General features: G+C 61.0%; 24 protein-coding genes. All 24 read right to left on the reverse strand.

Annotated features, from left to right (window positions below):
* Position 1 precedes the first annotated feature (1 nt).
* The gene (gene hcnB, locus K5H97_RS29000; RefSeq protein ID WP_028690012.1) at positions 2-1,396 is read right to left on the reverse strand and encodes a cyanide-forming glycine dehydrogenase subunit HcnB; all 1,395 of its coding nucleotides are present in this window, start codon (positions 1,394-1,396) and stop codon (positions 2-4) included.
* Positions 1,393-1,707 carry a cyanide-forming glycine dehydrogenase subunit HcnA gene (hcnA, locus tag K5H97_RS29005; RefSeq protein ID WP_028690013.1) on the reverse strand — a complete coding sequence of 105 codons (315 nt, stop codon included), beginning with the start codon at positions 1,705-1,707 and terminating at the stop codon, positions 1,393-1,395. Before hcnA ends, hcnB begins: the two co-directional genes overlap by 4 nt.
* A gap of 138 nt (positions 1,708-1,845) precedes the next feature.
* The gene (locus K5H97_RS29010; protein WP_028690014.1) at positions 1,846-2,316 is read right to left on the reverse strand and encodes a hypothetical protein; all 471 of its coding nucleotides are present in this window, start codon (positions 2,314-2,316) and stop codon (positions 1,846-1,848) included.
* A gap of 166 nt (positions 2,317-2,482) precedes the next feature.
* Positions 2,483-4,318, reverse strand: a complete 1,836-nt coding sequence (glmS, locus tag K5H97_RS29015; protein WP_028690015.1) for a glutamine--fructose-6-phosphate transaminase (isomerizing) — start codon at positions 4,316-4,318, stop codon at positions 2,483-2,485.
* Between the two features lie 12 nt (positions 4,319-4,330).
* Positions 4,331-5,098 (reverse strand): DeoR/GlpR family DNA-binding transcription regulator, encoded by a 768-nt coding sequence (locus K5H97_RS29020; RefSeq protein WP_028690016.1) that lies wholly within the window; start codon positions 5,096-5,098, stop codon positions 4,331-4,333.
* Positions 5,099-5,296: 198 nt separating this feature from the next.
* Positions 5,297-6,664 (reverse strand): bifunctional UDP-N-acetylglucosamine diphosphorylase/glucosamine-1-phosphate N-acetyltransferase GlmU, encoded by a 1,368-nt coding sequence (glmU, locus tag K5H97_RS29025; RefSeq protein WP_028690017.1) that lies wholly within the window; start codon positions 6,662-6,664, stop codon positions 5,297-5,299.
* 121 nt (positions 6,665-6,785) lie between these two features.
* Positions 6,786-7,205 carry a F0F1 ATP synthase subunit epsilon gene (locus tag K5H97_RS29030; RefSeq protein ID WP_028690018.1) on the reverse strand — a complete coding sequence of 140 codons (420 nt, stop codon included), beginning with the start codon at positions 7,203-7,205 and terminating at the stop codon, positions 6,786-6,788.
* Positions 7,206-7,249: 44 nt separating this feature from the next.
* Positions 7,250-8,626 carry a F0F1 ATP synthase subunit beta gene (gene atpD / locus K5H97_RS29035; RefSeq protein ID WP_028690019.1) on the reverse strand — a complete coding sequence of 459 codons (1,377 nt, stop codon included), beginning with the start codon at positions 8,624-8,626 and terminating at the stop codon, positions 7,250-7,252.
* A gap of 27 nt (positions 8,627-8,653) precedes the next feature.
* Entirely contained in the window at positions 8,654-9,514 is an 861-nt protein-coding gene (gene atpG, locus K5H97_RS29040) for a F0F1 ATP synthase subunit gamma (protein WP_028690020.1), read from the reverse strand.
* 48 nt (positions 9,515-9,562) lie between these two features.
* Entirely contained in the window at positions 9,563-11,107 is a 1,545-nt protein-coding gene (gene atpA / locus K5H97_RS29045; RefSeq protein ID WP_028690021.1) for a F0F1 ATP synthase subunit alpha, read from the reverse strand.
* A 21-nt stretch (positions 11,108-11,128) separates the two neighbouring features.
* Positions 11,129-11,665 (reverse strand): F0F1 ATP synthase subunit delta, encoded by a 537-nt coding sequence (locus K5H97_RS29050; RefSeq protein ID WP_023628561.1) that lies wholly within the window; start codon positions 11,663-11,665, stop codon positions 11,129-11,131.
* 12 nt (positions 11,666-11,677) lie between these two features.
* Complete coding sequence (locus K5H97_RS29055) at positions 11,678-12,148, reverse strand: F0F1 ATP synthase subunit B (protein WP_023383136.1); 471 nt, start codon at positions 12,146-12,148, stop codon at positions 11,678-11,680.
* A 57-nt stretch (positions 12,149-12,205) separates the two neighbouring features.
* Positions 12,206-12,463: a F0F1 ATP synthase subunit C gene (gene atpE, locus K5H97_RS29060; RefSeq protein ID WP_003097235.1), complete on the reverse strand. Its 258-nt coding sequence runs from the start codon at positions 12,461-12,463 to the stop codon at positions 12,206-12,208.
* 144 nt (positions 12,464-12,607) lie between these two features.
* Positions 12,608-13,477, reverse strand: a complete 870-nt coding sequence (gene atpB / locus K5H97_RS29065) for a F0F1 ATP synthase subunit A (protein WP_028690022.1) — start codon at positions 13,475-13,477, stop codon at positions 12,608-12,610.
* Positions 13,478-13,493: 16 nt separating this feature from the next.
* Entirely contained in the window at positions 13,494-13,901 is a 408-nt protein-coding gene (locus K5H97_RS29070; protein WP_008092225.1) for a F0F1 ATP synthase subunit I, read from the reverse strand.
* A 149-nt stretch (positions 13,902-14,050) separates the two neighbouring features.
* A complete protein-coding gene (locus K5H97_RS29075; RefSeq protein WP_028690023.1) occupies positions 14,051-14,923 on the reverse strand; it encodes a ParB/RepB/Spo0J family partition protein in 873 nt (290 codons plus the stop codon).
* Positions 14,924-14,932: 9 nt separating this feature from the next.
* The gene (locus K5H97_RS29080) at positions 14,933-15,724 is read right to left on the reverse strand and encodes a ParA family protein (protein ID WP_028690024.1); all 792 of its coding nucleotides are present in this window, start codon (positions 15,722-15,724) and stop codon (positions 14,933-14,935) included.
* 18 nt (positions 15,725-15,742) lie between these two features.
* The gene (rsmG, locus tag K5H97_RS29085; RefSeq protein ID WP_028690025.1) at positions 15,743-16,393 is read right to left on the reverse strand and encodes a 16S rRNA (guanine(527)-N(7))-methyltransferase RsmG; all 651 of its coding nucleotides are present in this window, start codon (positions 16,391-16,393) and stop codon (positions 15,743-15,745) included.
* Positions 16,390-18,282 carry a tRNA uridine-5-carboxymethylaminomethyl(34) synthesis enzyme MnmG gene (gene mnmG, locus K5H97_RS29090; protein WP_028690026.1) on the reverse strand — a complete coding sequence of 631 codons (1,893 nt, stop codon included), beginning with the start codon at positions 18,280-18,282 and terminating at the stop codon, positions 16,390-16,392. The genes rsmG and mnmG overlap by 4 nt, the downstream gene beginning before the upstream one ends.
* A 528-nt stretch (positions 18,283-18,810) precedes the next feature.
* Positions 18,811-20,181, reverse strand: a complete 1,371-nt coding sequence (gene mnmE / locus K5H97_RS29095) for a tRNA uridine-5-carboxymethylaminomethyl(34) synthesis GTPase MnmE (protein WP_028690027.1) — start codon at positions 20,179-20,181, stop codon at positions 18,811-18,813.
* Positions 20,182-20,268: 87 nt separating this feature from the next.
* Positions 20,269-21,951 carry a membrane protein insertase YidC gene (yidC, locus tag K5H97_RS29100; protein WP_028690028.1) on the reverse strand — a complete coding sequence of 561 codons (1,683 nt, stop codon included), beginning with the start codon at positions 21,949-21,951 and terminating at the stop codon, positions 20,269-20,271.
* A 2-nt stretch (positions 21,952-21,953) separates the two neighbouring features.
* Positions 21,954-22,199, reverse strand: coding sequence for a membrane protein insertion efficiency factor YidD (gene yidD, locus K5H97_RS29105; protein ID WP_011536514.1), 246 nt, complete (start codon positions 22,197-22,199; stop codon positions 21,954-21,956).
* Positions 22,192-22,593 carry a ribonuclease P protein component gene (rnpA, locus tag K5H97_RS29110; RefSeq protein WP_011536515.1) on the reverse strand — a complete coding sequence of 134 codons (402 nt, stop codon included), beginning with the start codon at positions 22,591-22,593 and terminating at the stop codon, positions 22,192-22,194. Before rnpA ends, yidD begins: the two co-directional genes overlap by 8 nt.
* A gap of 13 nt (positions 22,594-22,606) precedes the next feature.
* Positions 22,607-22,741, reverse strand: coding sequence for a 50S ribosomal protein L34 (gene rpmH / locus K5H97_RS29115; RefSeq protein WP_003253163.1), 135 nt, complete (start codon positions 22,739-22,741; stop codon positions 22,607-22,609).
* Between the last annotated feature and the right edge of the window lie 581 nt (positions 22,742-23,322).

Consider the following 23,322-nt stretch of genomic DNA (forward strand, 5'->3'; position numbering starts at 1 on the left):
TTCAGGCCTCCGTGCCGAGTTGTTCGAATGCGGAAAAAGGGATCGGGTCCACCGGGAAGCGCGGACGCAGCCAGCCCACGTCCGCGCGGCCGGTGGCGCTGCGCAGGCGGTCGCTGCAGTAGCCGACGCACATGCGCCCCTGGCAGTCGCCCATGCTTACCCGGGTACGCATCTTCAGGCTGGCCATGTCCTCCACACCCTGCTCCAGGGCCAGGTCAATCTGATCGCGGGTGACGTTTTCGCAACGGCAGATCACCGTATCGGCCTGGGGCAGCTGGATCTGCGCCGCGCCGCGCGCGGTGTAGCGTTCCACCCCGGAACGGAAGCGCTTGATCGCCGCCAGCTTGCCCAGGAAGCGTTCACGGCGCTCGATCGCCTGCTCGGCATCGAGCTTGCCCATCTGCTGCAACATCGACACCGCGGCGATACGCCCGGTGAGCATCGCTGCCTCGCCACCGCGAATACCGGCCATGTCGCCGGCCAGGTGAATGTTCGGCTGGCTGCTCTGCTGCCACACGTTGCACTCGGCGCGCAGGTAGCCGTCCTCACTGAAACCATGGGCCAGGCCCAGTTGCTGGCTGAGCTGGGTCCGCGGAATGAAGCCGTAGCCCACCGCCAGGGTGCGCACCTGCTCGCGCTGGATGCGGGTCATGTCCGGCTGCCAATCCTGGGTGTAGGGGGCGACCTGGACCTCCTGCAATTCGCCGTCACCCGTGGCGCCCACCACGCCCCAGCCGTAATGCATGGGGATGCCGTTGAGCTTCATGTAGGCCAGCATGCTCAGGCCGTCGAGGAACAGCTGCGGCTTGTTCATCAACGCCAGGCTTTCCTTGGCGATACGGTTGAACGAGCAGGCCTCGTACACGCCGGCCACCTTGGCGCCGGCGGCGTGCAGCTGGCAGGCGACCAGTGGCAGCAACGGCCCGGTACCGGCAATCAGCGTGCTGCCCAGTGGCTTGACCACGCCACTCTTGATCTGCAGCTGCAAGCCGCCGAGCAGGATCACACCGGGCAAGGTCCAGCCAGGGAACGGCACGTTGCGCTCGTGGCATCCGGCGGCCAACAGCAGGTGCGAGTAGTCGATCTCGTGCAGCTGTTCATCAGCGTCGAGGACCATCAGCCGTTGATCGTCCCCACCCACCACGCGATGGTTCAGGCGCAGGTCGATGCGCTCGGCGCAGGCGGCGAAATCTTCATGCAGCTTGGTCAGGGCCTTGGTGTAGCGCGGCCCCAGGTAGCCCAGGTCGACACCCGCGCGCAGCGGGCCCCGATAGACCACGCCACCGGGGCGCGACGCCTCGTCGAACAGCAGGCAGTCCACGCCATGTTCGGCCAGCTCGATGGCGGCGCCCATGCCGGCCGAACCGCCACCGACGATCACGGGACGAAGGCTCATGGGTGGGCCTCCTCTTGCACGCGATTGACCTCGGTCTCGATGCTCATGCCCGGCTTGACGATGGTCTGGCAGGCGCGACGCTTGGGACGACCATCGATCTGCACCAGGCAGCAATGGCAGACGCCCATGCCGCAGAAGGCACCGCTGAGCTGACCATGATCGTTGCGGGCCAGCTGGCGCAGGCCAACGGCGTTGAGCACACTGAGTACGGTTTCGCCGGCACTGGCGACCGCAGGCAGGCCATTGACCAGCAGGGTCATTTCAGCGCCTTCCAATGGCTGGATATCGTGCTTTCGTTGCAGCGTCTGCATTTCCTGTCGTCCTTGATGACTGATGGGTCGGGCGACGTTAGGGCAAACAACGAGGGAAAACATTGATCCATGCCAGAGGCAGGATTAGGAAACGTCCTACAACGACGAACGTGCAACAGTGTTCACAAACGGGAAGGCTCAGGTTGGACAGATGAGCTTGTCAGGATTGATATCGACACTGAATAAGAAAGCGTTGTCATAGCCCGTATAGAAATGTTCCTGGCGGAACTTGAACCTGCGCATGGCCTCGAGAAACTCTGGCTCCTTGCAGGCCAGGCGCTCCAACCCCGCGCGCACGCGCGCCTCCATCTTCGACTTGCGCTCCCACGGCAGGCTGCTGGAGGCCATGTCGACCTGATAGCGGTAGGCGATCGTGTCGCCGGAGATGATATCGATCCTTTCCAGCCGGGTCAGTGCGTCGACCTGCCTGGGTAGGGTGCTGTTCAGATGAAGCACGTTCTCGACCCACTGGGCTCGCTGCGCAACCCGCTGCTCCTCGGCTTTGAGCGCGTAAAAACGCCCAGCCAGCATGAGCACGAGGGTTGCGCCAATGGACAGGTAGAAGTTGCGCAGGCTGCGCGGCTTTTTCGGTGCCAGTTTCATCAACATCAGGTTTTCTCTTCCTGTAAACGAAAACGCCCCTGGCAGACCAGAGGCGATCGTGAAGCTAAACGAAGAAGGGAGCCAGTTACGACTCCCTTCGTCAGCGACAGTTTTTATTGCCGTGCGACAGTCTTAATTCTCAGAAACCACCCTTGCCTCGACAGCAGTGGCGTTATTCCACCGTCACCGACTTGGCCAGGTTACGCGGCTGGTCGACGTCGGTGCCCTTGAGCACGGCGACGTAGTACGACAGCAGTTGCAGCGGAATGGTGTAGAGGATCGGCGCCAGCGCATCGTTGATGTGCGGCACGTTGATCACATGGGTGCCCTCGCCGTTGCTCATGCCGGCCTGCTCGTCGGCGAACACCACCAGCTCGCCGCCACGGGCGCGGACTTCCTGCAGGTTCGACTTGAGCTTCTCCAGCAGTTCGTTGTTCGGCGCCACGGTCACCACCGGCATGTCGTTGTCCACCAGCGCCAGCGGGCCATGCTTGAGCTCGCCGGCCGGGTAGGCCTCGGCGTGGATGTAGGAGATCTCCTTGAGCTTGAGCGCACCTTCCATCGCCACCGGGTACTGGGCGCCGCGGCCAAGGAACAGGGTGTGGTGCTTGTCGGCGAACAGCTCGGCGATCTTCTCGACCACGCCATCCATCGCCAGCGCCTCGCTCAGGCGGGCCGGCAGGCGGCGCAGCTCGTCCACCAGCTCGGCTTCGACACCGGCTTCGAGGGTGCCGCGCACATGGCCGAGGGCCAGGGTCAGCAGCATCAGCGACACCAGCTGGGTAGTGAAGGCCTTGGTCGAGGCGACGCCGATCTCCGGCCCGGCCAGGGTCAGCAGGGTCAGGTCGGATTCGCGCACCAGCGAGCTGATGCCCTTGTTGCAGATCGCCAGGCTGCCGAGGAAGCCCAGCTCCTTGGCATTGCGCAGGGCCGCCAGGGTGTCGGCGGTCTCGCCGGACTGCGAGATGGAGACGAACAGGGTGTCCGGCTGCACCACCACCTTGCGGTAGCGGAACTCGCTGGCCACTTCCACTTGGCAAGGGATACCGGCCAGGCTTTCCAGCCAATAGCGGGCGACCATGCCGGCGTGGTAGCTGGTGCCACAGGCAACGATCTGCACGTTGCGCACCTTGGCGAACAGCTCGGCGGCCTGTGGGCCGAAGGCCTGGACCATCACGTGGTCCTTGCCCAGGCGCCCTTCCAGGGTGCGCTGCACCACGGTGGGCTGCTCGTGGATTTCCTTGAGCATGAAGTGGCGGTAGTTGCCCTTCTCGGCGGCTTCGGCGCCTTCGTGGTACTGCACCGTCTCACGCTGGACCGGATGACCGGCCTGATCCCAGATCTGCACCTGGTCACGGCGGATCTCGGCGATATCGCCTTCTTCCAGGTACATGAAGCGGTCGGTGACCTGGCGCAGGGCCAATTGGTCGGAGGCCAGGAAGTTTTCGCCGAGGCCAAGGCCGATCACCAGCGGGCTGCCGCTGCGGGCGGCGACCAGGCGGTCTGGCTGGCTGGCGCTGATCACCGCCAGGCCATAAGCCCCGTGCAGGCGCTTGACCGCGGCCTTGAGCGCGTCGGTCAGGTCGGGAATGTCCTTGAGCAGGTGGTGGATCAGGTGGACGATGACTTCGGTGTCGGTCTGCGAGACAAAGGCATAGCCCAGGCCCCTGAGCTCTTCACGCAGCTCTTCGTGGTTCTCGATGATGCCGTTGTGCACCACCGCCACGTCGTGCCCGGAGAAATGCGGGTGGGCATTGTTTTCGGTCGGCGCGCCATGGGTTGCCCAGCGAGTGTGGGCGATGCCCAGCTGGCCGGCCAGCGGGTCGGCGGTCACGGCGCCTTCGAGTTCGCTGACCTTGCCGATGCGACGGCGACGCTCCAGCGCGCCTTGCTGGTTCAGCACGGCCAGGCCGGCGCTGTCATAACCACGGTATTCCAGGCGCTTGAGGCCTTCGATGAGGATGGCTGTGATATTGCGCTCGGCAACGGCACCAACGATTCCACACATAAGATGTTGCTCCTAGCTGATAGCGGCGCAGATAAGGGTGATGCCGCGGGCTTGAATCCGGTCGCGTGCCTCGGCGGGCAGGCGATCATCAGTAATCAGGGTATTGACGCTGCCCCAGGGCAGCTCGAGGTTGGGGATCTTGCGACCGACCTTGTCCGACTCGACCATGACGATCACCTCGCGCGCCACCTCGGCCATGACCCGGCTCAAGCCCAACAGCTCGTTGAAGGTGGTGGTGCCACGCTCCAGGTCGATGCCGTCGGCACCGATGAACAGCTGATCGAAGTCGTATGAGCGTAGTACTTGCTCGGCCACCTGGCCCTGGAAGGACTCCGAATGTGGGTCCCAGGTACCACCGGTCATCAGCAATACAGGCTCATGCTCCTGCTCGCTGATGGCGCGGGCCACGTTGAGCGAGTTGGTCATCACCACCAGACCCGGCTGGCGCCCGAGCTGGGGGATCATCGCCGCCGTGGTGCTGCCGCTGTCGATGATGATGCGCGCATGCTCGCGGATGCGTCCGACCGCCGCCCGGGCGATGGCCTGCTTGTACAAGGACACCGGCTGGACTGTGTCGCCCAGCAGTTCCTGGGGCATGGTCACAGCGCCACCGTACCGGCGCAGCAGCAAGCCGTTGGCCTCCAGAGCGGCGAGGTCCTTACGGATGGTGACTTCGGAAGTTTCGAAACGCTTGGCCAGGGCGTCGACGCTCACCTCGCCCTGCTCGTTGAGCAAGGCCAGGATATTGTGGCGGCGCTGGGGAGTGTTTCGTTTCGACATGTCGGTCTAAGTTTCGATTCGAAAGATAAGAGATGCAATCAAAACCTAAGATGAGGGATTCGTCAAGTTGCCGCTGTGCTGTGGATAGTTTTTCCCTGCCCTGACGCGGTCCCTGTAGGAGCGGCCTCTATACGACACCCAATAAAAAGCCGGCTTATTCACATAAGCCGGCTTTCGATTGAAAGTGCTGTGGATAACTCAGCTCTTCTTGAGCTTCTCCGGCCGCTTCCAGCCTTCGATGTTGCGCTGGCGCGCACGGGCAACGCCCAACTGCCCGGCTTCGACTGTCTGGGTGATGGTCGAGCCCGCGGCGGTAGTGGCTCCCGCCTGGATTTCCACAGGTGCCACCAGCGAGTTGTTGGAACCGATGAACACATCCTCGCCCATCACGGTGCGGAACTTGTTCGCGCCGTCGTAGTTGCAGGTGATGGTGCCGGCACCGATGTTAGTGCGGGCACCGATCTCGGCATCGCCCAGGTAGGTCAGGTGACCGGCCTTGGCGCCCTCGCCCAGGTGCGCGTTCTTCAGTTCGACAAAGTTACCCACATGGGCGCGGGCTTCCAGCACGCTGCCCGGACGCAGACGGGCGAACGGACCAGCATCGCTGCCCTCGCCCAGCACCGCGCCTTCAAGGTGGCTGTTGGCCTTGACCACCACGCCCTTGCGCAGGGTGCTGTCCTTGATCACGCAGTTGGGGCCGATCTGCACGTCATCCTCGATCACCACCTTGCCTTCGAGAATGACGTTAATGTCGATCAGCACATCGCGGCCAACCGTCACCTCACCACGCACATCGAAGCGCGCCGGATCGCGCAGCGTGACGCCCTGGGCCATCAAACGGCGGCCTTCACGCAGTTGATAGTGCCGCTCAAGCTCCGCCAATTGACGGCGGTCGTTGGCGCCCTGCACTTCCATCGGATCTTGGGGCTGCTCGGTGGCGACCACCAGGCCATCGGCCACGGCCATGGCGATCACGTCGGTAAGGTAGTACTCGCCCTGAGCGTTGTTATTGGACAACCGTCCCATCCAGTCGGCCAGCCGTGCGGCAGGCATGGCGAGGATGCCGGTGTTGCCTTCCTTGATCGCCTTCTGCGCTTCGCTGGCATCCTTGTGCTCGACGATCGCGGTCACGTTGCCCGCTGCGTCACGCACGATGCGCCCGTAACCGGTCGGATCCTGCAAGGTCACGGTGAGCAGCCCCAGCTGCTGCTCGCTGACCTTGGCCAGAAGGCGCTGCAGGGTTTCCACCTCGATCAACGGCACATCCCCGTAGAGCACCAGCACGGTATCGGCGGTGATCGCCGGCAACGCCTGGGCCACGGCATGGCCGGTACCCAGTTGCTTGTCCTGCATGACGAAGTTCAGATCGTCGGCGGCCAGGCGCTCACGGACCAGCTCGGCGCCATGGCCGATAACCACGTGAATACCTTTGGGCTGCAACTGGCGTGCGCTGTGGATAACGTGGCCGAGCATGGAGTTGCCGGCGACCGGGTGTAGGACCTTTGGCAGTGCAGAGCGCATGCGGGTGCCTTGGCCTGCGGCGAGAATGACGATATCGAGGGACATTGACTGGCTACCAATCCTGGGTGGTCAGGGACGTGACCGAAGGGAATTTCAGAAAAAGAAAAAGGGTAGCCGAGGCTACCCTTTAACTCAATCGCAACAGCGGTAAGCGGCCAAGGCCGGTTTACTTGCCTTTGCGCAATTGCTGGACAGTACGCAGCTGAGCTGCAGCCTCGGCCAGACGTGCGGCAGCAGCGCCGTAGTCGAAGTCCGAGCCTTTAGTGTTCAGCGCGTTCTCGGCAGCCTTGAGGGCTTCCTGAGCCTGAGCTTCGTCCAGGTCGGCAGCGCGCTGCACGGTGTCGGCAAGAACCTTGACCATGTTCGGCTGCACTTCGAGGAAGCCACCGGAGATGTAGTACACCTCTTGAGTGCCACCCTGCTTGGTCAGCGTGATCGGACCAGGCTTGAGATTGGTGATCAGCGGCGCGTGGCCTGGAGCGATACCCAGATCGCCCAGGTTGCCGTGCGCTACTACCATCTCGACCAGGCCGGAGAAGATCTCTCCTTCCGCGCTGACGATATCGCAATGGACTGTCATAGCCATCTGCTTGCCTCAACCTGATTAGCGCCCCTTGCGGGGCGCCGGGGTTACAGTTTCTTGGCTTTCTCGATCGCTTCGTCGATGCTGCCGACCATGTAGAACGCTTGTTCTGGCAGGTGGTCGTAGTCACCTTTGAGGATGCCGCTGAAGCCAGCGATGGTGTCCTTGAGCGAAACGTACTTGCCTGGCGAGCCGGTGAAGACTTCGGCCACGAAGAACGGCTGCGACAGGAAGCGCTGGATCTTACGAGCGCGGGCAACCAGTTGCTTGTCGGCTTCGGACAGTTCGTCCATACCCAGGATCGCGATGATGTCCTTCAGCTCTTTGTAGCGCTGCAGAACATACTGAACGCCACGAGCGGTCTCGTAGTGCTCGGTGCCGATCACGTTCGGGTCCAGCTGGCGCGAAGTCGAGTCCAGTGGGTCGACCGCTGGGTAGATACCCAGGGAAGCGATGTCACGGGACAGAACGACGGTGGCGTCCAAGTGGGCGAAGGTGGTGGCTGGCGACGGGTCGGTCAGGTCGTCCGCAGGTACGTATACGGCCTGTACGGAGGTGATCGAACCTTCTTTGGTCGAAGTGATACGCTCTTGCAGAACGCCCATCTCTTCGGCCAGGGTCGGCTGGTAACCTACTGCCGAAGGCATACGGCCCAGCAGTGCGGATACTTCAGTACCGGCCAGGGTGTAACGATAGATGTTGTCGACGAACAGCAGAACGTCGTTACCTTCGTCACGGAACTTCTCAGCCATGGTCAGGCCGGTCAGCGCTACGCGCAGACGGTTTCCTGGTGGCTCGTTCATCTGACCGTAGACCAGCGCTACCTTGTCGAGAACGTTGGAGTCCTTCATCTCGTGGTAGAAGTCGTTACCCTCACGAGTACGCTCACCCACACCAGCGAACACAGAGTAACCGCTGTGTTCCATGGCGATGTTACGGATCAGTTCCATCATGTTCACGGTCTTGCCGACGCCGGCGCCACCGAACAGACCAACCTTACCACCCTTGGCGAACGGGCAGACCAGGTCGATAACCTTGATACCGGTTTCCAGCAGGTCGTTGCCGCCCGCCTGGTCAGAGAACGATGGCGCTGGCTGGTGGATACCGCGACGCTCTTCTTCGCCGATTGGACCGGCTTCGTCGATCGGGTTGCCCAGGACGTCCATGATACGGCCCAGGGTTGCCTTGCCGACAGGTACCGAGATGGCAGCCTTGGTGTCGACGACATCCAGACCGCGCTTCAGACCTTCGGTCGAGCCCATCGCAATGGTACGAACCACGCCGTCGCCCAGCTGCTGCTGAACTTCCAGGGTGGTTTCCGCGCCTTGTACTTTCAGCGCGTTGTAAACACTCGGCACGGCATCACGTGGGAATTCCACGTCGATGACGGCGCCGATGATTTGAACGATACGTCCGCTACTCATAGCTGGATCCTCTGAATTTTTGAACCGTTAAACCGCGGCAGCGCCGCCGACGATTTCCGAGATCTCCTGGGTGATCGCAGCCTGACGCGCCTTGTTGTAGATCAACTGAAGCTCTTTGATCAAATCACCGGCGTTGTCTGTGGCGTTCTTCATGGCGATCATCCGGGCCGCTTGTTCAGCAGCGTTGTTCTCGACCACCGCCTGGTAGACCTGCGACTCCACGTAACGCACCATCAAGCCGTCCAGCAGCTCTTTTGCGTCGGGTTCGTACAGGTAGTCCCAGTGGTGCTTGAGTTCCTGATCCGGGGTTGCCACCAACGGTACCAATTGCTCGACCGTCGGTTTTTGGGTCATGGTGTTGATGAACTTGTTCGAAACCACCGAGAGGCGATCGATGCGGCCGTCCAGGTAGGCGTCCAGCATCACCTTAACGGAGCCGATCAGATCATTGATCGATGGCTCTTCGCCCAGGTGGCTGATCGCGGCTACGACGTTGCCGCCAAAGATGCGGAAGAAAGTCGCACCCTTGCTGCCGATCACGCACAGGTCGATTTCAACGCCCTGTTCGCGGTTTTCGTTCATGTCCTTGACCAGGGCCTTGAACAGGTTGGTGTTCAAGCCACCGCACAGACCACGGTCACTGCTCACCACGATATAACCGGCGCGCTTTACAGGGCGCTCGATCATGAACGGGTGGCGATATTCCGGGTTGGCGTTGGCCAGATGACCGATCACCTGGCGGATACGCTCCGCGTAAGGACGGCTAGCAGCCATGCGCATTTGTGCCTTGCGCATTTTGCTGACCGCCACTTTCTCCATGGCGCTGGTAATTTTTTGCGTGCTTTTGATGCTCGCAATCTTACTGCGAATCTCTTTTGCGCCTGCCATGTATCACCTATCAGGTTAGCAAGCGGGGGCCGGAGCCCCCGCTGCGGCTTACCAGGTCTGGGTGGCCTTGAACTTCTCGATACCGGCTTTCATGCCAGCGTCGATTTCGTCGTTGAAGTCACCCTTCACGTTGATCTTCGCCATCAGTTCGGCGTGATCACGGTTGAAGTAGGCGATCAGAGCTTGCTCGAAGCTACCGACCTTGGCGACTTCTACGTCGGTCAGGAAACCACGCTCAGCGGCGTACAGCGACAGGGCCATGTCTGCGATCGACATTGGCGCGTACTGCTTCTGCTTCATCAGCTCGGTAACGCGCTGACCATGCTCCAGCTGCTTGCGGGTAGCCTCGTCCAGGTCCGAAGCGAACTGGGCGAAAGCCGCCAGTTCACGGTACTGGGCCAGGGCGGTACGGATACCACCGGACAGCTTCTTGATGATCTTGGTCTGGGCGGCACCACCAACTCGGGATACCGACACACCGGCGTTAACGGCAGGACGGATGCCTGCGTTGAACATGGCCGATTCCAGGAAGATCTGACCGTCGGTGATCGAGATCACGTTGGTCGGAACGAACGCGGAAACGTCGCCAGCCTGGGTTTCGATGATCGGCAGGGCGGTCAGCGAGCCAGTCTTGCCGGTTACGGCACCGTTGGTGAACTTCTCGACGTACTCTTCGGAAACGCGCGATGCACGCTCCAGCAGACGGGAGTGGAGATAGAACACGTCGCCTGGGTACGCTTCACGTCCTGGTGGACGGCGCAGCAGCAGGGAGATCTGACGGTAGGCAACGGCCTGCTTGGACAGGTCATCGTAGACGATCAGCGCGTCTTCACCGCGGTCACGGAAGAACTCGCCCATGGTGCAGCCGGCGTACGGGGCCAGGAACTGCAGTGCGGCGGATTCCGAGGCGCTGGCAACGACCACGATGGTGTTGGCCAGGGCGCCAGCTTCTTCCAGCTTGCGAACGATGTTGGCAACGGTGGAACGCTTCTGGCCGACTGCAACATAAACACAGAAAATACCGGAGTCTTTCTGGTTGATGATGGCGTCGATGGCCATGGCGGTCTTGCCGATCTGACGGTCACCGATGATCAGCTCGCGCTGGCCACGGCCGACAGGGATCATGGCGTCGACGGACTTGTAGCCAGTCTGTACAGGCTGGTCTACCGACTTACGCCAGATCACGCCTGGAGCTACTTTCTCGACCGCGTCGGTCTGGGTGTTGCCCAGAGGACCTTTGCCGTCGATCGGGTTACCCAGTGCGTCGACGACGCGACCCAGCAGTTCCTTACCAACCGGAACTTCCAGGATGCGGCCGGTGCACTTGGCGCTCATGCCTTCGGCGAGGGTGTCATAGGCACCCAGGACCACTGCACCTACGGAGTCTTGCTCCAGGTTCAGGGCCATGCCGAATACGCTGCCCGGGAACTCGATCATTTCGCCGTACATGACGTCGGCCAGACCGTGGATCCGCACGATGCCGTCGGAAACCGAAACGACGGTACCTTCGTTACGGGCTTGGGAGCCAACATCGAGGTTGTCGATGCGGCCCTTGATGATTTCACTAATTTCGGAAGGATTGAGTTGCTGCATTGCTCTGCTGCCCCTTCAAACTCAAGATTTCAAGGCTTCGGCCAGTTTCGCGATCTTGCCGCGAACCGAACCGTCGATTACCAGGTCGCCAGCGCGGATGACGACGCCGCCGATCAGGCTGGCATCCTCCGACGCGTGCAGGCGCACTTCCTGGCCTAACCGTGCACTGAGAACCTTGGCGAGTTTGTCTTGCTGTTCTTGGTTCAACGCAAAAGCACTGGTGACTTCCACGTCCACGGATTTCTCTTGCTCGGCCTTGTACAGGTCGAACAGAGTCGAAATCTCCGGCAGAAGCAGGAGACGTTCGTTTTCCGCGGCAACATGAATGAAATTCTGTGCCTTGGCGTCAAACTTGTCACCGCACACTTCAATGAATGCGGCGGCCTTTTCTGCGCTAGTCAGTTGCGGGGCCTTGAGCAGGCGCTGCATGGTGTCGTCTTGCGACACCGCAGCAGCCAGGCCGAGCATGGCTGACCAATTGGCCAGTTGCTGATGGGCCTGGGCATGCTCGAAGGCAGCCTTAGCGTAAGGTCGGGCCAACGTGGTCAGTTCTGCCATGATCGCCCTCGCTTAAATTTCAGCGGCCAGTTTGTTAACCAGCTCCGCATGCGCGTTTTGATCGATTGTGGCGCCAAGGATCTTTTCAGCACCGCCAACGGCCAGGGCACCCACTTGGGCACGCAGGGCGTCTTTGACGCTGTTCAGTTCCTGTTCGATCTCGGCTTGAGCCTGAGCCTTCACACGGTCAGCTTCGACGCGAGCCTGTTCACGGGCTTCCTCGACAAGCTGAGCAGCGCGTTTCTTGCTTTGCTCAATGATTTCGGCTGCCTGTGCCTTCGCTTCACGCAGTTGCTGACCCGCTTTCTCTTGGGCCAGCTCCAGGTCGCGAGCTGCGCGGTTGGCAGCGTCCAAGCCGTCGGCAATCTTCTTTTGGCGCTCTTGCAGGGCAGTGATGACCGGAGGCCATACGTACTTCATGCAGAAGAGTACAAAAATCAGAAAAGCAACGGATTGGCCAATCAGGGTTGCATTAATGTTCACGCCAACACCTCGCTCGGTCTTTGTCCATCACACCAATCAACTCGTAGGAACGAGTGATTAGCCGGCGATCTGACCAACGAAGGGGTTCGCGAAGGTGAAGAACAGAGCGATACCAACACCGATCATGGTTACGGCGTCGAGCAGACCGGCAACGATGAACATTTTGACCTGCAGCATCGGAACCATTTCTGGCTGGCGAGCAGCGCCTTCCAGGAACTTGCCGCCCAGCAGGCCGAAACCAATGGCGGTACCCAGAGCACCCAGGCCGATCAGCAGAGCAACAGCGATAGCGGTCAGACCAACTACAGTTTCCATCTTTCCTCCCGACTTTTACGTCGTATTGGTTAGGTTTTTAGTTTGAAGCGGTAAAACAAATCGTTTGGTACAGCATGCCCTTGCGGACTTTTTAAGCCCTCCCCCCAAACGGGCGGGGAAGGCTATCAGACACGCCAGGCGGTCTTAATGGTTATCTTCGTGAGCCATCGACAGGTAAACGATGGTCAGCATCATGAAGATGAAAGCTTGCAGGGTGATGATCAGGATGTGGAACACGGCCCACGCCCACTGCAGCACCACACCCAGGCCGCTGAGCCAGAGGATGCCGGCGCCGAACATCACCGCGATCAGGATGAACACCAGTTCGCCGGCGTACATGTTGCCGAACAGACGCAGGGCCAGCGAGATCGGCTTGGCGATCAGGGTGACGAATTCAAGCAGGAAGTTCACCGGGATCAGCAGGATCTGCACGAAGATATTCTTGCTGCCGAACGGGTGCAGGGTGAGCTCGCCGAGGAAGCCGCCCAGGCCCTTGACCTTGATGCTGTAGAAGATGATCAGGGCGAACACGCAGAAGGCCATGGCCAGGGTCGCGTTCGGGTCGGTGGTCGAAACCGCGCGGAACGGAATGTGCGGATCACCGGAGATCAGGATGGCCAGCTGAGGAATCCAGTCGACCGGTACCAGGTCGATGGCGTTCATCAGGAAGACCCAGACGAAAATGGTCAGCGCCAGCGGAGCAATCACCGGGCTACGGCCGTGGAAGGAATCCTTCACGCTGCCGTTGACGAAGTCCACCAGCACTTCCACGAAGTTCTGCAGACCGCTCGGCTGGCCGGAAGTCGCCTTCTTGGCCGCCATGCGGAAGATGAACAGGAAGATCAGACCCAGCGCAACGGACCAGCCGAGGGTGTCCACGTGGAACGCCCAGAAGCCCATTGCCTTGGCTTCTGCAGCCGAATGGGCGAAGCCCCAGCTGCCGTCTGGTAGTTGACCGTAGGTCAGGTTCTGCAAGTGGTGCTGGATATAGCCCGAAGCGGTTTCTGCTGCCATGGTTGCCTCAAACGCCTTAAGGTCTCGAAAGTCTTTTATTCATCAGCAGGGGCGCGAACCAGCTGACCAAAAGGGTCAGCACGAAGACGCCGAATACTGCCAACGGCGCCAATGGCTTCACTCCTGCGAAGGTCAGTGCAAACAGCACTGCCGTCAAAATCATCTTGCCTGCCTCGCCCGCGTAGAACGACTTGACGATGGCCTGCGCCGCCCGGGCTCCGCTGAAGCGAAAAGCCTTCCAGGCGAAATACACATTGGGCAGCCAGGCAATCAATCCTCCGCAGAGGCCTGAATATCCACTGACCGCCCCTTTCCACTGCCACAACACCAAGGTTGCCAGCAGCAGGACGACAAATTGAGCCAGCAGTACCGGAAAAACCGCCCAGCGATGGAAAGGCAGGCGGTTTGGCGTGCGTATTTCCATCACAACTGCTCCTCGAAAGTCGACCGCCTAGTCAGCAATGACTTGGCATAATTTGTGCCGACAAAATGCGCGCAGAGTATAGGGGTGGATTAACCCCTATTCAACTCTTCGGTAGTGATTTCCGACTGCGCGCTACAACAGGAATTGTTTCAGCGGATGTGAGCAAGCACGCCTTGCAACTCGTCAAGGGAGTTGTAGCGAATAACCAACTGGCCTTTGCCCTTGTTGCCGTGGCGAATTTGTACCGCCGAGCCCAGGCGCTCTGCCAGACGCTGTTCAAGACGGGCGATATCCGGATCAGGTTTGCTGGCCTCGACCGGCTCAGGTTTGCCATTGAGCCACTGACGCACCAGTGCCTCGGTCTGGCGCACGGTGAGCCCGCGTGCGACAACATGACGCGCCCCTTCTTCCTGACGATCCTCCTCGAGGCCGAGCAAGGCGCGGGCGTGGCCCATCTCCAGGTCGCCGTGGGCGAGCATGGTCTTGATGGCCTCGGGCAGCGAGATCAGGCGCAGCAGGTTGGCCACGGTCACCCGCGACTTGCCGACGGCATCGGCCACCTGCTGCTGGGTCAGCTCGAACTCCTGCTGCAGGCGCTGCAGGGCCAGGGCTTCCTCCAGCGGGTTGAGGTCCTCGCGCTGGATGTTCTCGATCAGCGCCATGGCGATGGCGGCTTCGTCGGGCACTTCGCGGACCATGGCCGGCACGGTGTCCAGGCCGGCCTGCTGGGTGGCGCGCCAGCGGCGCTCACCGGCGATGATCTCGTAGCGGTTGTCGCCGATCGGGCGCACCACGATCGGTTGCATGACGCCGTGGGTGCGGATCGAGTGCGCCAGTTCCTCCAGCGCCTCGGGATCCATGTCGCGGCGCGGCTGGTACTTGCCGCGCTGGATCAGCTCGACCGGCAGCTGTTGCAGTTCATTCTGGTCGATCTTCACTGCCTGCGCTTCGAGCGCGCTGACGGAAGGACCACTGAGCAGTGCATCCAACCCACGTCCGAGACCGCGTTTCTTGATGGCCATGCGGATTCCTTAAGTTGTTTGTGCAGTGCGTGATGGACGGCGCTGACGGCGGACCAGTTCCCCGGCCAGCGCCAGATAGGCGAGCGCGCCGCGGGATTGCTTGTCGTAGGCCAAGGCCGGCATGCCGAAGCTCGGCGCCTCGGCCAGGCGGATGTTGCGTGGAATCACCGTGTCGTACAGCTGATCGCCGAAGTGCTCCTTGAGCTGCGCCGAAACATCGTTGTTCAGGCTTAGGCGCGGATCGTACATGGTCCGCAGCAGGCCTTCGATCTTCAGCTCCGGGTTCAGCCGGGCGGCGATGCGCTTGATGTTATCCACAAGGTCGCTGAGACCTTCCAGCGCGTAGTACTCGCACTGCATGGGGATGATCACGCCATCGGAGGCGACCAGGGCGTTGAGCGTCAGCATCGACAGCGACGGCGGGCAGTCGATGAGGATGTAGTCGTAGTTCTCGCGGATCGGCGCCAGCGCGTTGCGCAGGCGGCTCTCCTTCATCTGCATCTCGAGCAGCACGACTTCCGCGGCGGTGAGGTCGCGGTTGGCCGGCAGCAACTGGAAGTTGCCGTGCTCGGAATAGTGCATGGCCTGGGCCAGGTCGCATTCCCCGATCAGCAGGTCGTACACCGAGTGCTCGAGCTCGTGTTTATCCACACCGCTGCCCATGGTGGCGTTGCCCTGTGGATCGAGGTCGATCAGCAGCACGCGACGCTTGGTCGCGGCCAGCGATGCGGCGAGATTGATGCAGGTGGTGGTCTTGCCCACACCACCCTTCTGGTTCGCGATTGCGAATACCTTAGCCATTGTTGCGTGTGTTCCCAGTCATGCCTTGCGGCGCAGTATCAGCAGATGGCGCTGGCCCTGGCAACCTGGAACGGTCAGGGCCTGCTCGCTTTCCACTGTGAAGTCTGCGGGCAATGCTACCAGTTCGTCGGCAGGATGCAGCCCCTTCATTGCAAGCCATTGCGTGCGGGCGTCACCCAGGTGGCGGGTCCAGTTGGTGAAATTCTCCATGCTGCTGAAGGCCCGGGAAATGATCCCGCAGAACGGCTGCTCGGGCTGGACCTCTTCCACCCGGCTGTGGATAACCGAGAGGTTGTCCAGTTTCAGTTCCATCTTCACCTGGGTCAGGAAGCGGGTCTTCTTGCCGTTGCTGTCCAGCACCGTTACCTGCTTGTGCGGATGCAGGATGGCCAGCGGAATGCCCGGCATGCCGCCGCCGCTGCCGACATCCAGCCAGCGCTGGGTGTCATTGTGGATAAACGGCATGACGCTCAGGCTGTCGAGCAGGTGGCGCGAGACCATCTCGTCCGGGTCGCGCACGGCGGTCAGGTTGTAGGCCTTGTTCCATTTGATCAACAGGGCCAGGTAGCCCAGCAGCGACTCGTGCTGCTGCGCGCTCAGCTCGACACCGAGCTGGCGCGCACCTGTGGACAACTCTTCGGCGTGTTGCGGGGTGACCAGGGAACTCAAGCGCTTTGCTCCAATTCGCGGCCTGCGCCGCGTTTTTTCAAGTGAATCAGCAACAGGGAAATCGCCGCCGGGGTGACGCCCGGAATGCGCGACGCCTGGCCCAGGGTCTGCGGGCGAGTCTGCCCGAGCTTGCCCTGGATTTCCTTGGACAGGCCGGAAATCGTGGTGTAGTCGATATCCACAGGCAAGCGCGTGTCTTCGCTGGCGCGCAGACGGGCGATCTCTTCCTGTTGGCGGTCGATGTAGCCGGCGTACTTGGTCTTGATCTCGACCTGTTCGGCGACCTGTGGATCGATCACTTCACCGCCGGTCGCCTCGATCAAGCCAGCGTAGTCGACTTCCGGACGGGCGAGCAGGTTGAGCAGGCTGTATTCGTGGGCCAGCGGCGTGCCGAACTTATCCACAATGGCCTGGCCCTGCGGCGTGCCCGGGCGGACCCAGGTGCTCTTCAGGCGTTGTTCCTCGCGCTCGATGCCTTCGCGCTTGGCGCAGAACGCGGCCCAGCGCTGGTCGTCGACCAGGCCCAGCTCGCGGCCCTTCTCGGTCAGCCGCAGGTCTGCGTTGTCTTCGCGCAGGATCAGCCGGTATTCGGCGCGCGAGGTGAACATGCGGTACGGCTCCTGGGTCCCCAGGGTGATCAGGTCGTCGACCAGCACACCGATGTAGGCTTCGTCGCGGCGCGGGCACCAGCTTTCACGGCCCTGGGCACGCAGCGCGGCGTTGGTCCCGGCCAGCAGGCCCTGGGCGCCGGCCTCTTCGTAACCGGTGGTGCCATTGATCTGGCCGGCGAAGAACAGGCCGCCGATGACCTTGGTCTCGAGGCTGTACTTCAGGTCGCGCGGGTCGAAGTAGTCGTACTCGATGGCATAGCCCGGGCGGACGATGTGGGCGTTTTCCATGCCGCGGATCGAGCGAACGATGTCCAGCTGCACGTCGAACGGCAGCGAGGTGGAAATACCGTTGGGATACAGCTCGTGGGTGGTCAGGCCTTCCGGCTCGATGAACACCTGGTGGCTTTCCTTGTCGGCGAAGCGATGGATCTTGTCCTCGATCGACGGGCAGTAGCGCGGGCCGATGCCTTCGATCACGCCGGAGTACATCGGCGAACGGTCGAGGTTCGAGGCGATGATCTCGTGGGTACGGGCATTGGTGTGGGTAATCCAGCAACTGACCTGGCGCGGATGCATGTCGGCATTGCCCATGAACGACATTACCGGGATCGGCGTGTCGCCCGGCTGCTCGGTCATCACCGAGAAGTCCACTGAACGGCCATCGATGCGCGGTGGTGTGCCGGTCTTCAGGCGACCGACGCGCAGCGGCAGTTCACGCATGCGCTGGGCCAGGGCGTTGGCGGGCGGATCACCGGCACGGCCACCGGAGTAGTTCTGCAGACCGATGTGGATAAGTCCGCCGAGGAAGGTGCCGCTGGTCAGGACCACGGAGTCGGCGAAAAAGCGCAGACCCATTTGCGTGACCACGCCCTTGACCTGGTCCTGCTCGACGATCAGGTCATCGCACGACTGCTGGAATGTCCACAGGTTCGGCTGGTTTTCCAGGATTTCGCGCACCACCGCCTTGTAGATGGCGCGGTCGGCCTGCGCACGGGTGGCGCGCACGGCCGGCCCCTTGCGGTTGTTCAGGATGCGGAACTGGATGCCGCTCTTGTCGGTGGCCAACGCCATGGCGCCGCCGAGCGCATCGATTTCCTTGACCAGGTGGCTCTTGCCGATGCCGCCGATGGCCGGGTTGCAACTCATGTGACCGAGGGTTTCCACGTTGTGGGTCAGCAGCAGGGTTTTCACACCCATGCGTGCGGACGCAAGCGCAGCCTCGGTACCGGCATGGCCGCCGCCGATGACGATCACTTCAAAACGGGAAGGGAAATCCACCACGCACCTCGTGCCTGTTTTTGCGAATAGAGAAGGTAAGCGGACAAGTATAGGGACTTACCGCCCTTCAAAGAAACCTTCTGAGCAAAAAATGAGCAGGCTGTGGATGAGTGGCAGGTAAAAGAAAACAAGTAGGAAAAATTTAAAAAAGCTTTGTTTTTATGTTTATGTTTAGGCACCTATCCACATGTGGATAAGTTACCTAAGCCCTTTCACTGTGTGGCTTTGCCGGAATCATAACCCTGTGGTGTAGTAGGCTTGGGGGTTCTGGATAACGGCGTGTAACCTGTGGATTAAAGTGTCGATTACCCACAGGCGGGTTTGTCCTCAGAAAAAAAGGCCAGTTATCAACGGAGCTGATGGCGAGTTTTCCACAGAGCTCCTGGGCCTGAAATCTCATCTGTGGATGACGGCTTGGGCGGCGGGCCTACAGATACCGCAGACCAAGCCGGCTCTCGCCCTACCCGGATCACAGGCAAAAAAAAGCCGCTCCAGACAGAAGCGGCCTTGTTATCGAAGGGCTGTGGACTATTTGCCGATGCAGAAGCTCGAGAAAATCCTGCCAAGCAGGTCGTCCGAACTGAACGCCCCGGTGATTTCACCCAACGCTTGCTGTGCCTGGCGCAGATCCTCTGCCAGCAGCTCTCCGGCGCCAGCCAGGGTCAGTTGTGCCCGACCATGCTCCAGGTGCTCGCTGGCCTGGCGCAGCGCTTCCAGGTGTCGGCGACGGGCGCTGAAGCTGCTCTCCGCGGTCTGTTCATACCCCATGCAGGCCTTGAGGTGGTCACGCAGCAGATCCAGCCCCATGTCGTCTTCGCGGGCACTCAGGGTAATGGTTACGTGGCCATCGTCACTCTGCTCCATGCCGACATGCTCACCGCTCAAGTCGGCCTTGTTACGGATGAGCGTGACTTTTGCCACATCTGGCCGTTGGTCCAGGAACTCCGGCCACAGCGCAAAGGGGTCACTGGCTTCCGGCGCGGTCGAGTCGACGACCAGCAGCACCCGGTCAGCCTCGCCGATGGCCTTGAGCGCCCTTTCCACCCCGATCTTTTCCACATGGTCATCGGTATCGCGCAGACCGGCGGTGTCGACCACATGCAGCGGCATGCCATCGATGTGGATATGTTCGCGCAGAATATCCCGGGTGGTGCCGGCGATATCGGTGACGATCGCCGCCTCGCGTCCGGCCAGCTGGTTGAGCAGGCTAGATTTGCCGGCGTTCGGCCGGCCGGCGATGACCACCGTCATGCCGTCGCGCAACAGGGCACCCTGCCCGGCTTCACGCTGCACTGTGGACAACTCGTTGCGCACATCATCGAGCATGCGCAGCACATGGCCGTCGGCGAGAAAGTCGATTTCTTCCTCAGGGAAGTCGATCGCCGCCTCGACGTAGATGCGCAAGGCAATCAGCGCCTCGGTCAGCCCATGCACGCGCTTGGAGAAAGCCCCCTGCAACGAGCGCAGGGCATTACGGGCAGCTTGCGTGGAGCTGGCTTCGATCAGGTCAGCGATGGCTTCGGCCTGGGCCAGGTCGAGCTTGTCGTTGAGAAACGCACGCTCGCTGAACTCGCCCGGGCGTGCCAACCGGCAGCCCAACTGCAGGCAGCGCTGCAGCAGCATGTCCATGACCACCGGTCCCCCGTGGCCCTGCAGCTCGAGCACATCTTCGCCGGTGAACGAGTTCGGCCCGGGGAAGAACAGCGCGATGCCTTCATCCAGGACCAAACCATCGGCATCGCGGAACGGGCCATAGTGGGCATGGCGCGGGGTCAGCGTGCGGCCGGTAATGGCCTGCCCGGCCTGGCTGGCCAACGGCCCGGACAAACGGACAATGCCGACCCCGCCGCGGCCTTGGGCGGTGGCGATGGCAGCGATGGTTTCACGCACAGTGTTCATGCTCGAAAGCCTCTACAACGAATTCGTCAGATAGCAAAAACGCCCCACTAGGGGGCGTTTTTATTCACAGGCAAACAGGCTTGCCCGTCAAGCGGCAGCTTTCTTGGTCGCTGCCTCGATGCTGCGGGTGATGTACCACTGCTGTGCAATCGACAGGCAGTTGTTCACAACCCAGTACAGCACCAGACCGGCCGGGAACCACAGGAAGAAGAAGGTGAAGATGATCGGCATCATTTTCATCACCTTGGCCTGCATCGGATCCGGCGGGGTCGGGTTCAGACGCTGCTGGATGAACATGGTAGCGCCCATGATGATCGGCAGGATGAAGAACGGATCCTTGATCGACAGGTCGGTGATCCACAGCATCCACGGGGCCTGGCGCATCTCTACGCTTTCCAGCAGTACCCAGTACAGGGCCAGGAACACCGGCATCTGTACCAGGATCGGCAGGCAGCCGCCCAGCGGGTTGATCTTCTCTTTCTTGTACAGCTCCATCATCGCCTGGGACATCTTCTGGCGATCGTCACCGAAGCGTTCCTTGAGCTGAGCCAGTTTCGGCGCCACGGCACGCATGCGCGCCATCGAGCGGTAGCTGGCGGCCGACAGCGGGAAGAACAGGCCTTTGATCAGCATGGTCAGGACGATGATCGACCAGCCCCAGTTGCCGAGCAGGCTGTGGATATGTTGCAGCAGCCAGAAGATCGGCTGGGCGATGAACCACAGGAAACCGTAGTCGACGGTCAGTTCCAGGCCTGGGGACAGTTCCTTGAGCTTGGACTGGATTTTCGGACCTGCATACAGCATGGCGCTGGTTTCGACCTTGCCGCCGGCAGGAACGTTAAGCGCAGGGCCGGTGTAGCCGATGATGTAGTTGCCCTGGCTGTCCTTGCGGGTCTGGACAGCGTTGTTGTCCGATTTGCTCGGAATCCAGGCGGTCACGAAGTAGTGCTGCAGCCAGGCGACCCAGCCGCCGGTCACATTTTCTTTCAAACTGCCTTTGTCGATGTCTTTCATCGACACTTTCTTGTACGGCTCGGAAGCTGTCCACAGGGCGGCGCCCAGGTAGGTGGCCGTACCGGTCGCGGTGCTCGACGACGGGTCGGAGCTGGCGTCGCGCTTGAGCTGGGCAAACATGTTGCCGCTCCAGGCCTGGCCGCTCTGGTTGTCGATCAGGTAGCTGACGGTCAGGTCGTACTCACCGCGCTTGAAGCTGAAGCGCTTGATGTAGTTGACCCCGTTCTCGCTGAACTTCAGGTCCACGACCATCTGGTCCTGACCGTCGGCAAGCTGGAAGCTCTTCTGCTGCGCGGCGTACAGCGGGCGACCAGTGGCGCGGGCGTCCGGGCCGTTGGTGCCGGTCAGGCCGCTCTGGGCCAGGTACACGCGCTCGCCGCCGTTGTCGAACAGCTGGAACGGAATGTCCGGATGGTCCTGGCGACGTGGGTACTTCGGCAGGTTCAGCTGGACGATGTCACCACCGACCGGGTCGATAGCCAGGTCCAGGACATCGGTCTTGATCCGGATCAGGTCCTTGCTGACCGCGACCGGCGCCAGTTCAGCAGGGCTGGATTCAGCATTGGCGCTCGGCACATCGGCGCTGGCACCGGAGTTGCCGGCCGGCACGGTGTCCGGCAGGGCCGGGGCAGCATTGCTGGCAGCAGCATTCTGAGTCGGCAGGGCAGCCTGGCCATAGTCCTGGTTCCATTTGAGGACCATGACATAGGACACGATTGCCAGGGCGACGATCAGGATCGTGCGTTTAATATCCATGATTACTCGGCTATCGAAGAAGTTCGGGAGGAAGGAGCAGGTGGAACGGGATCGAAACCGCCGTCGTTCCACGGATGACAACGCCCCAGGCGACGAACGGCCAGCCACCCACCACGCAAGAGGCCATGGTTTTCGATGGCTTCATAGGCGTAACAGGAACAGCTGGGATAGAAACGACAGTGACTGGCCATCAGTGGACTGATGGCGTAACGGTAGAACTGGATCGGAACGAGGGCCAGTTTACGCATTGTGACTGTCTACCCCTGCGGAATCGGCGACCGCTGGAGAGGGCCGACTGCGGACCAGTCGCTTCCAGAGCTTGCCAAAGTGTTGGTGCAATTCTGGGTTTTCCACTTCGCCCAACCCCTTGCGTGCAACGATCACGATATCCAACCCGGCCAACATCTGCTGGTTCAGGCGGAACGAATCGCGCATCAGGCGTTTCAGGCGATTGCGTTGAACGGCGAGCTTGACGCTCTTCTTGCCGATCACCAGGCCGAGGCGTGGATGATCGAGGCCGTTCTCGCGGGCAAGGATAAGCAGGTTTTTCCCTGGAACCTTGCCGGTTGGGGAGTCGAAGACCGCTTTGAAATGCCGGGGTGTAAGCAGTCGCTTGTCCCGACTGAAGTCCTGACTCACCACCTGTACCGAAAAATCAAATGGCCAGACGCTTACGGCCTTTGGCACGGCGACGCGACAGAACGGCACGGCCGTTCTTGGTAGCCATACGGGCACGGAAACCGTGGGTGCGGGCGCGCTTGATGGTGCTTGGTTGGAAAGTACGTTTCATGGCGTGTTACCTGGGTTGGTCGACAACGGGCCGGAAGGGCCCCCTTTTTAAGAGATCGGCGATTCTAGAGAAAGCAAGCCGATAGGTCAATTTCCAACCAGCCTTTCCTTATGGAAGGTCGAGCCAGGTCGATGGGCATCCTGTTGACCTTGCTAACCTGAAAGCGGGCAAATCAAAAAAACAGAAGAGGCATATAAAAAGCTTTTCTGAAGAACTTATAGATCTTAAGTGGATAACCTTCTGTGGATAACCTTCTCAAGGCCACGATTGACGTACTGTACAGAAAATCACAACCTTGTCGGTAAGGAGTGTTCTGTCTGTGTCCCGCATGAGGAAAACCTGTGCGGGAAAAGGTGCTTTATCCACAGGTGCTTTATCCACAGCCCAGAACCCAGGGTTGTGCATAGCCCTCATGTGTCGTTATCCACAGGGCTTATCAACAGTGGCCGAAGGGTATTCAAGTCGTTTTTTGGCGGATTTACCCTGATAGTGGGTGGCGTCACGTGTGGATAACTGATCGCCCGCCCGGTACAATGGCGGTTTGTTTTTGCCTCATCCGGCTTTCAACTCAGGGGATATCC

Origin of the sequence: Pseudomonas mosselii, assembly GCF_019823065.1 — a bacterium.
GTDB lineage: Bacteria > Pseudomonadota > Gammaproteobacteria > Pseudomonadales > Pseudomonadaceae > Aquipseudomonas > Aquipseudomonas mosselii.

Excerpts from the sequence above, each read along its gene's own strand:
- hcnB (WP_028690012.1), bottom strand. The coding sequence starts at position 1,396 with ATGAGCCTTCGTCCCGTGATCGTCGGTGGCGGTTCGGCCGGCATGGGC.
- hcnA (WP_028690013.1), bottom strand. The coding sequence starts at position 1,707 with ATGCAGACGCTGCAACGAAAGCACGATATCCAGCCATTGGAAGGCGCT.
- K5H97_RS29010 (WP_028690014.1), bottom strand. The coding sequence starts at position 2,316 with ATGTTGATGAAACTGGCACCGAAAAAGCCGCGCAGCCTGCGCAACTTC.
- glmS (WP_028690015.1), bottom strand. The coding sequence starts at position 4,318 with ATGTGTGGAATCGTTGGTGCCGTTGCCGAGCGCAATATCACAGCCATC.
- K5H97_RS29020 (WP_028690016.1), bottom strand. The coding sequence starts at position 5,098 with ATGTCGAAACGAAACACTCCCCAGCGCCGCCACAATATCCTGGCCTTG.
- glmU (WP_028690017.1), bottom strand. The coding sequence starts at position 6,664 with ATGTCCCTCGATATCGTCATTCTCGCCGCAGGCCAAGGCACCCGCATG.
- K5H97_RS29030 (WP_028690018.1), bottom strand. The coding sequence starts at position 7,205 with ATGGCTATGACAGTCCATTGCGATATCGTCAGCGCGGAAGGAGAGATC.
- atpD (WP_028690019.1), bottom strand. The coding sequence starts at position 8,626 with ATGAGTAGCGGACGTATCGTTCAAATCATCGGCGCCGTCATCGACGTG.
- atpG (WP_028690020.1), bottom strand. The coding sequence starts at position 9,514 with ATGGCAGGCGCAAAAGAGATTCGCAGTAAGATTGCGAGCATCAAAAGC.
- atpA (WP_028690021.1), bottom strand. The coding sequence starts at position 11,107 with ATGCAGCAACTCAATCCTTCCGAAATTAGTGAAATCATCAAGGGCCGC.
- K5H97_RS29050 (WP_023628561.1), bottom strand. The coding sequence starts at position 11,665 with ATGGCAGAACTGACCACGTTGGCCCGACCTTACGCTAAGGCTGCCTTC.
- atpE (WP_003097235.1), bottom strand. The coding sequence starts at position 12,463 with ATGGAAACTGTAGTTGGTCTGACCGCTATCGCTGTTGCTCTGCTGATC.
- atpB (WP_028690022.1), bottom strand. The coding sequence starts at position 13,477 with ATGGCAGCAGAAACCGCTTCGGGCTATATCCAGCACCACTTGCAGAAC.
- K5H97_RS29070 (WP_008092225.1), bottom strand. The coding sequence starts at position 13,901 with ATGGAAATACGCACGCCAAACCGCCTGCCTTTCCATCGCTGGGCGGTT.
- K5H97_RS29075 (WP_028690023.1), bottom strand. The coding sequence starts at position 14,923 with ATGGCCATCAAGAAACGCGGTCTCGGACGTGGGTTGGATGCACTGCTC.
- K5H97_RS29080 (WP_028690024.1), bottom strand. The coding sequence starts at position 15,724 with ATGGCTAAGGTATTCGCAATCGCGAACCAGAAGGGTGGTGTGGGCAAG.
- mnmE (WP_028690027.1), bottom strand. The coding sequence starts at position 20,181 with ATGAACACTGTGCGTGAAACCATCGCTGCCATCGCCACCGCCCAAGGC.
- yidC (WP_028690028.1), bottom strand. The coding sequence starts at position 21,951 with ATGGATATTAAACGCACGATCCTGATCGTCGCCCTGGCAATCGTGTCC.
- yidD (WP_011536514.1), bottom strand. The coding sequence starts at position 22,199 with ATGCGTAAACTGGCCCTCGTTCCGATCCAGTTCTACCGTTACGCCATC.
- rpmH (WP_003253163.1), bottom strand. The coding sequence starts at position 22,741 with ATGAAACGTACTTTCCAACCAAGCACCATCAAGCGCGCCCGCACCCAC.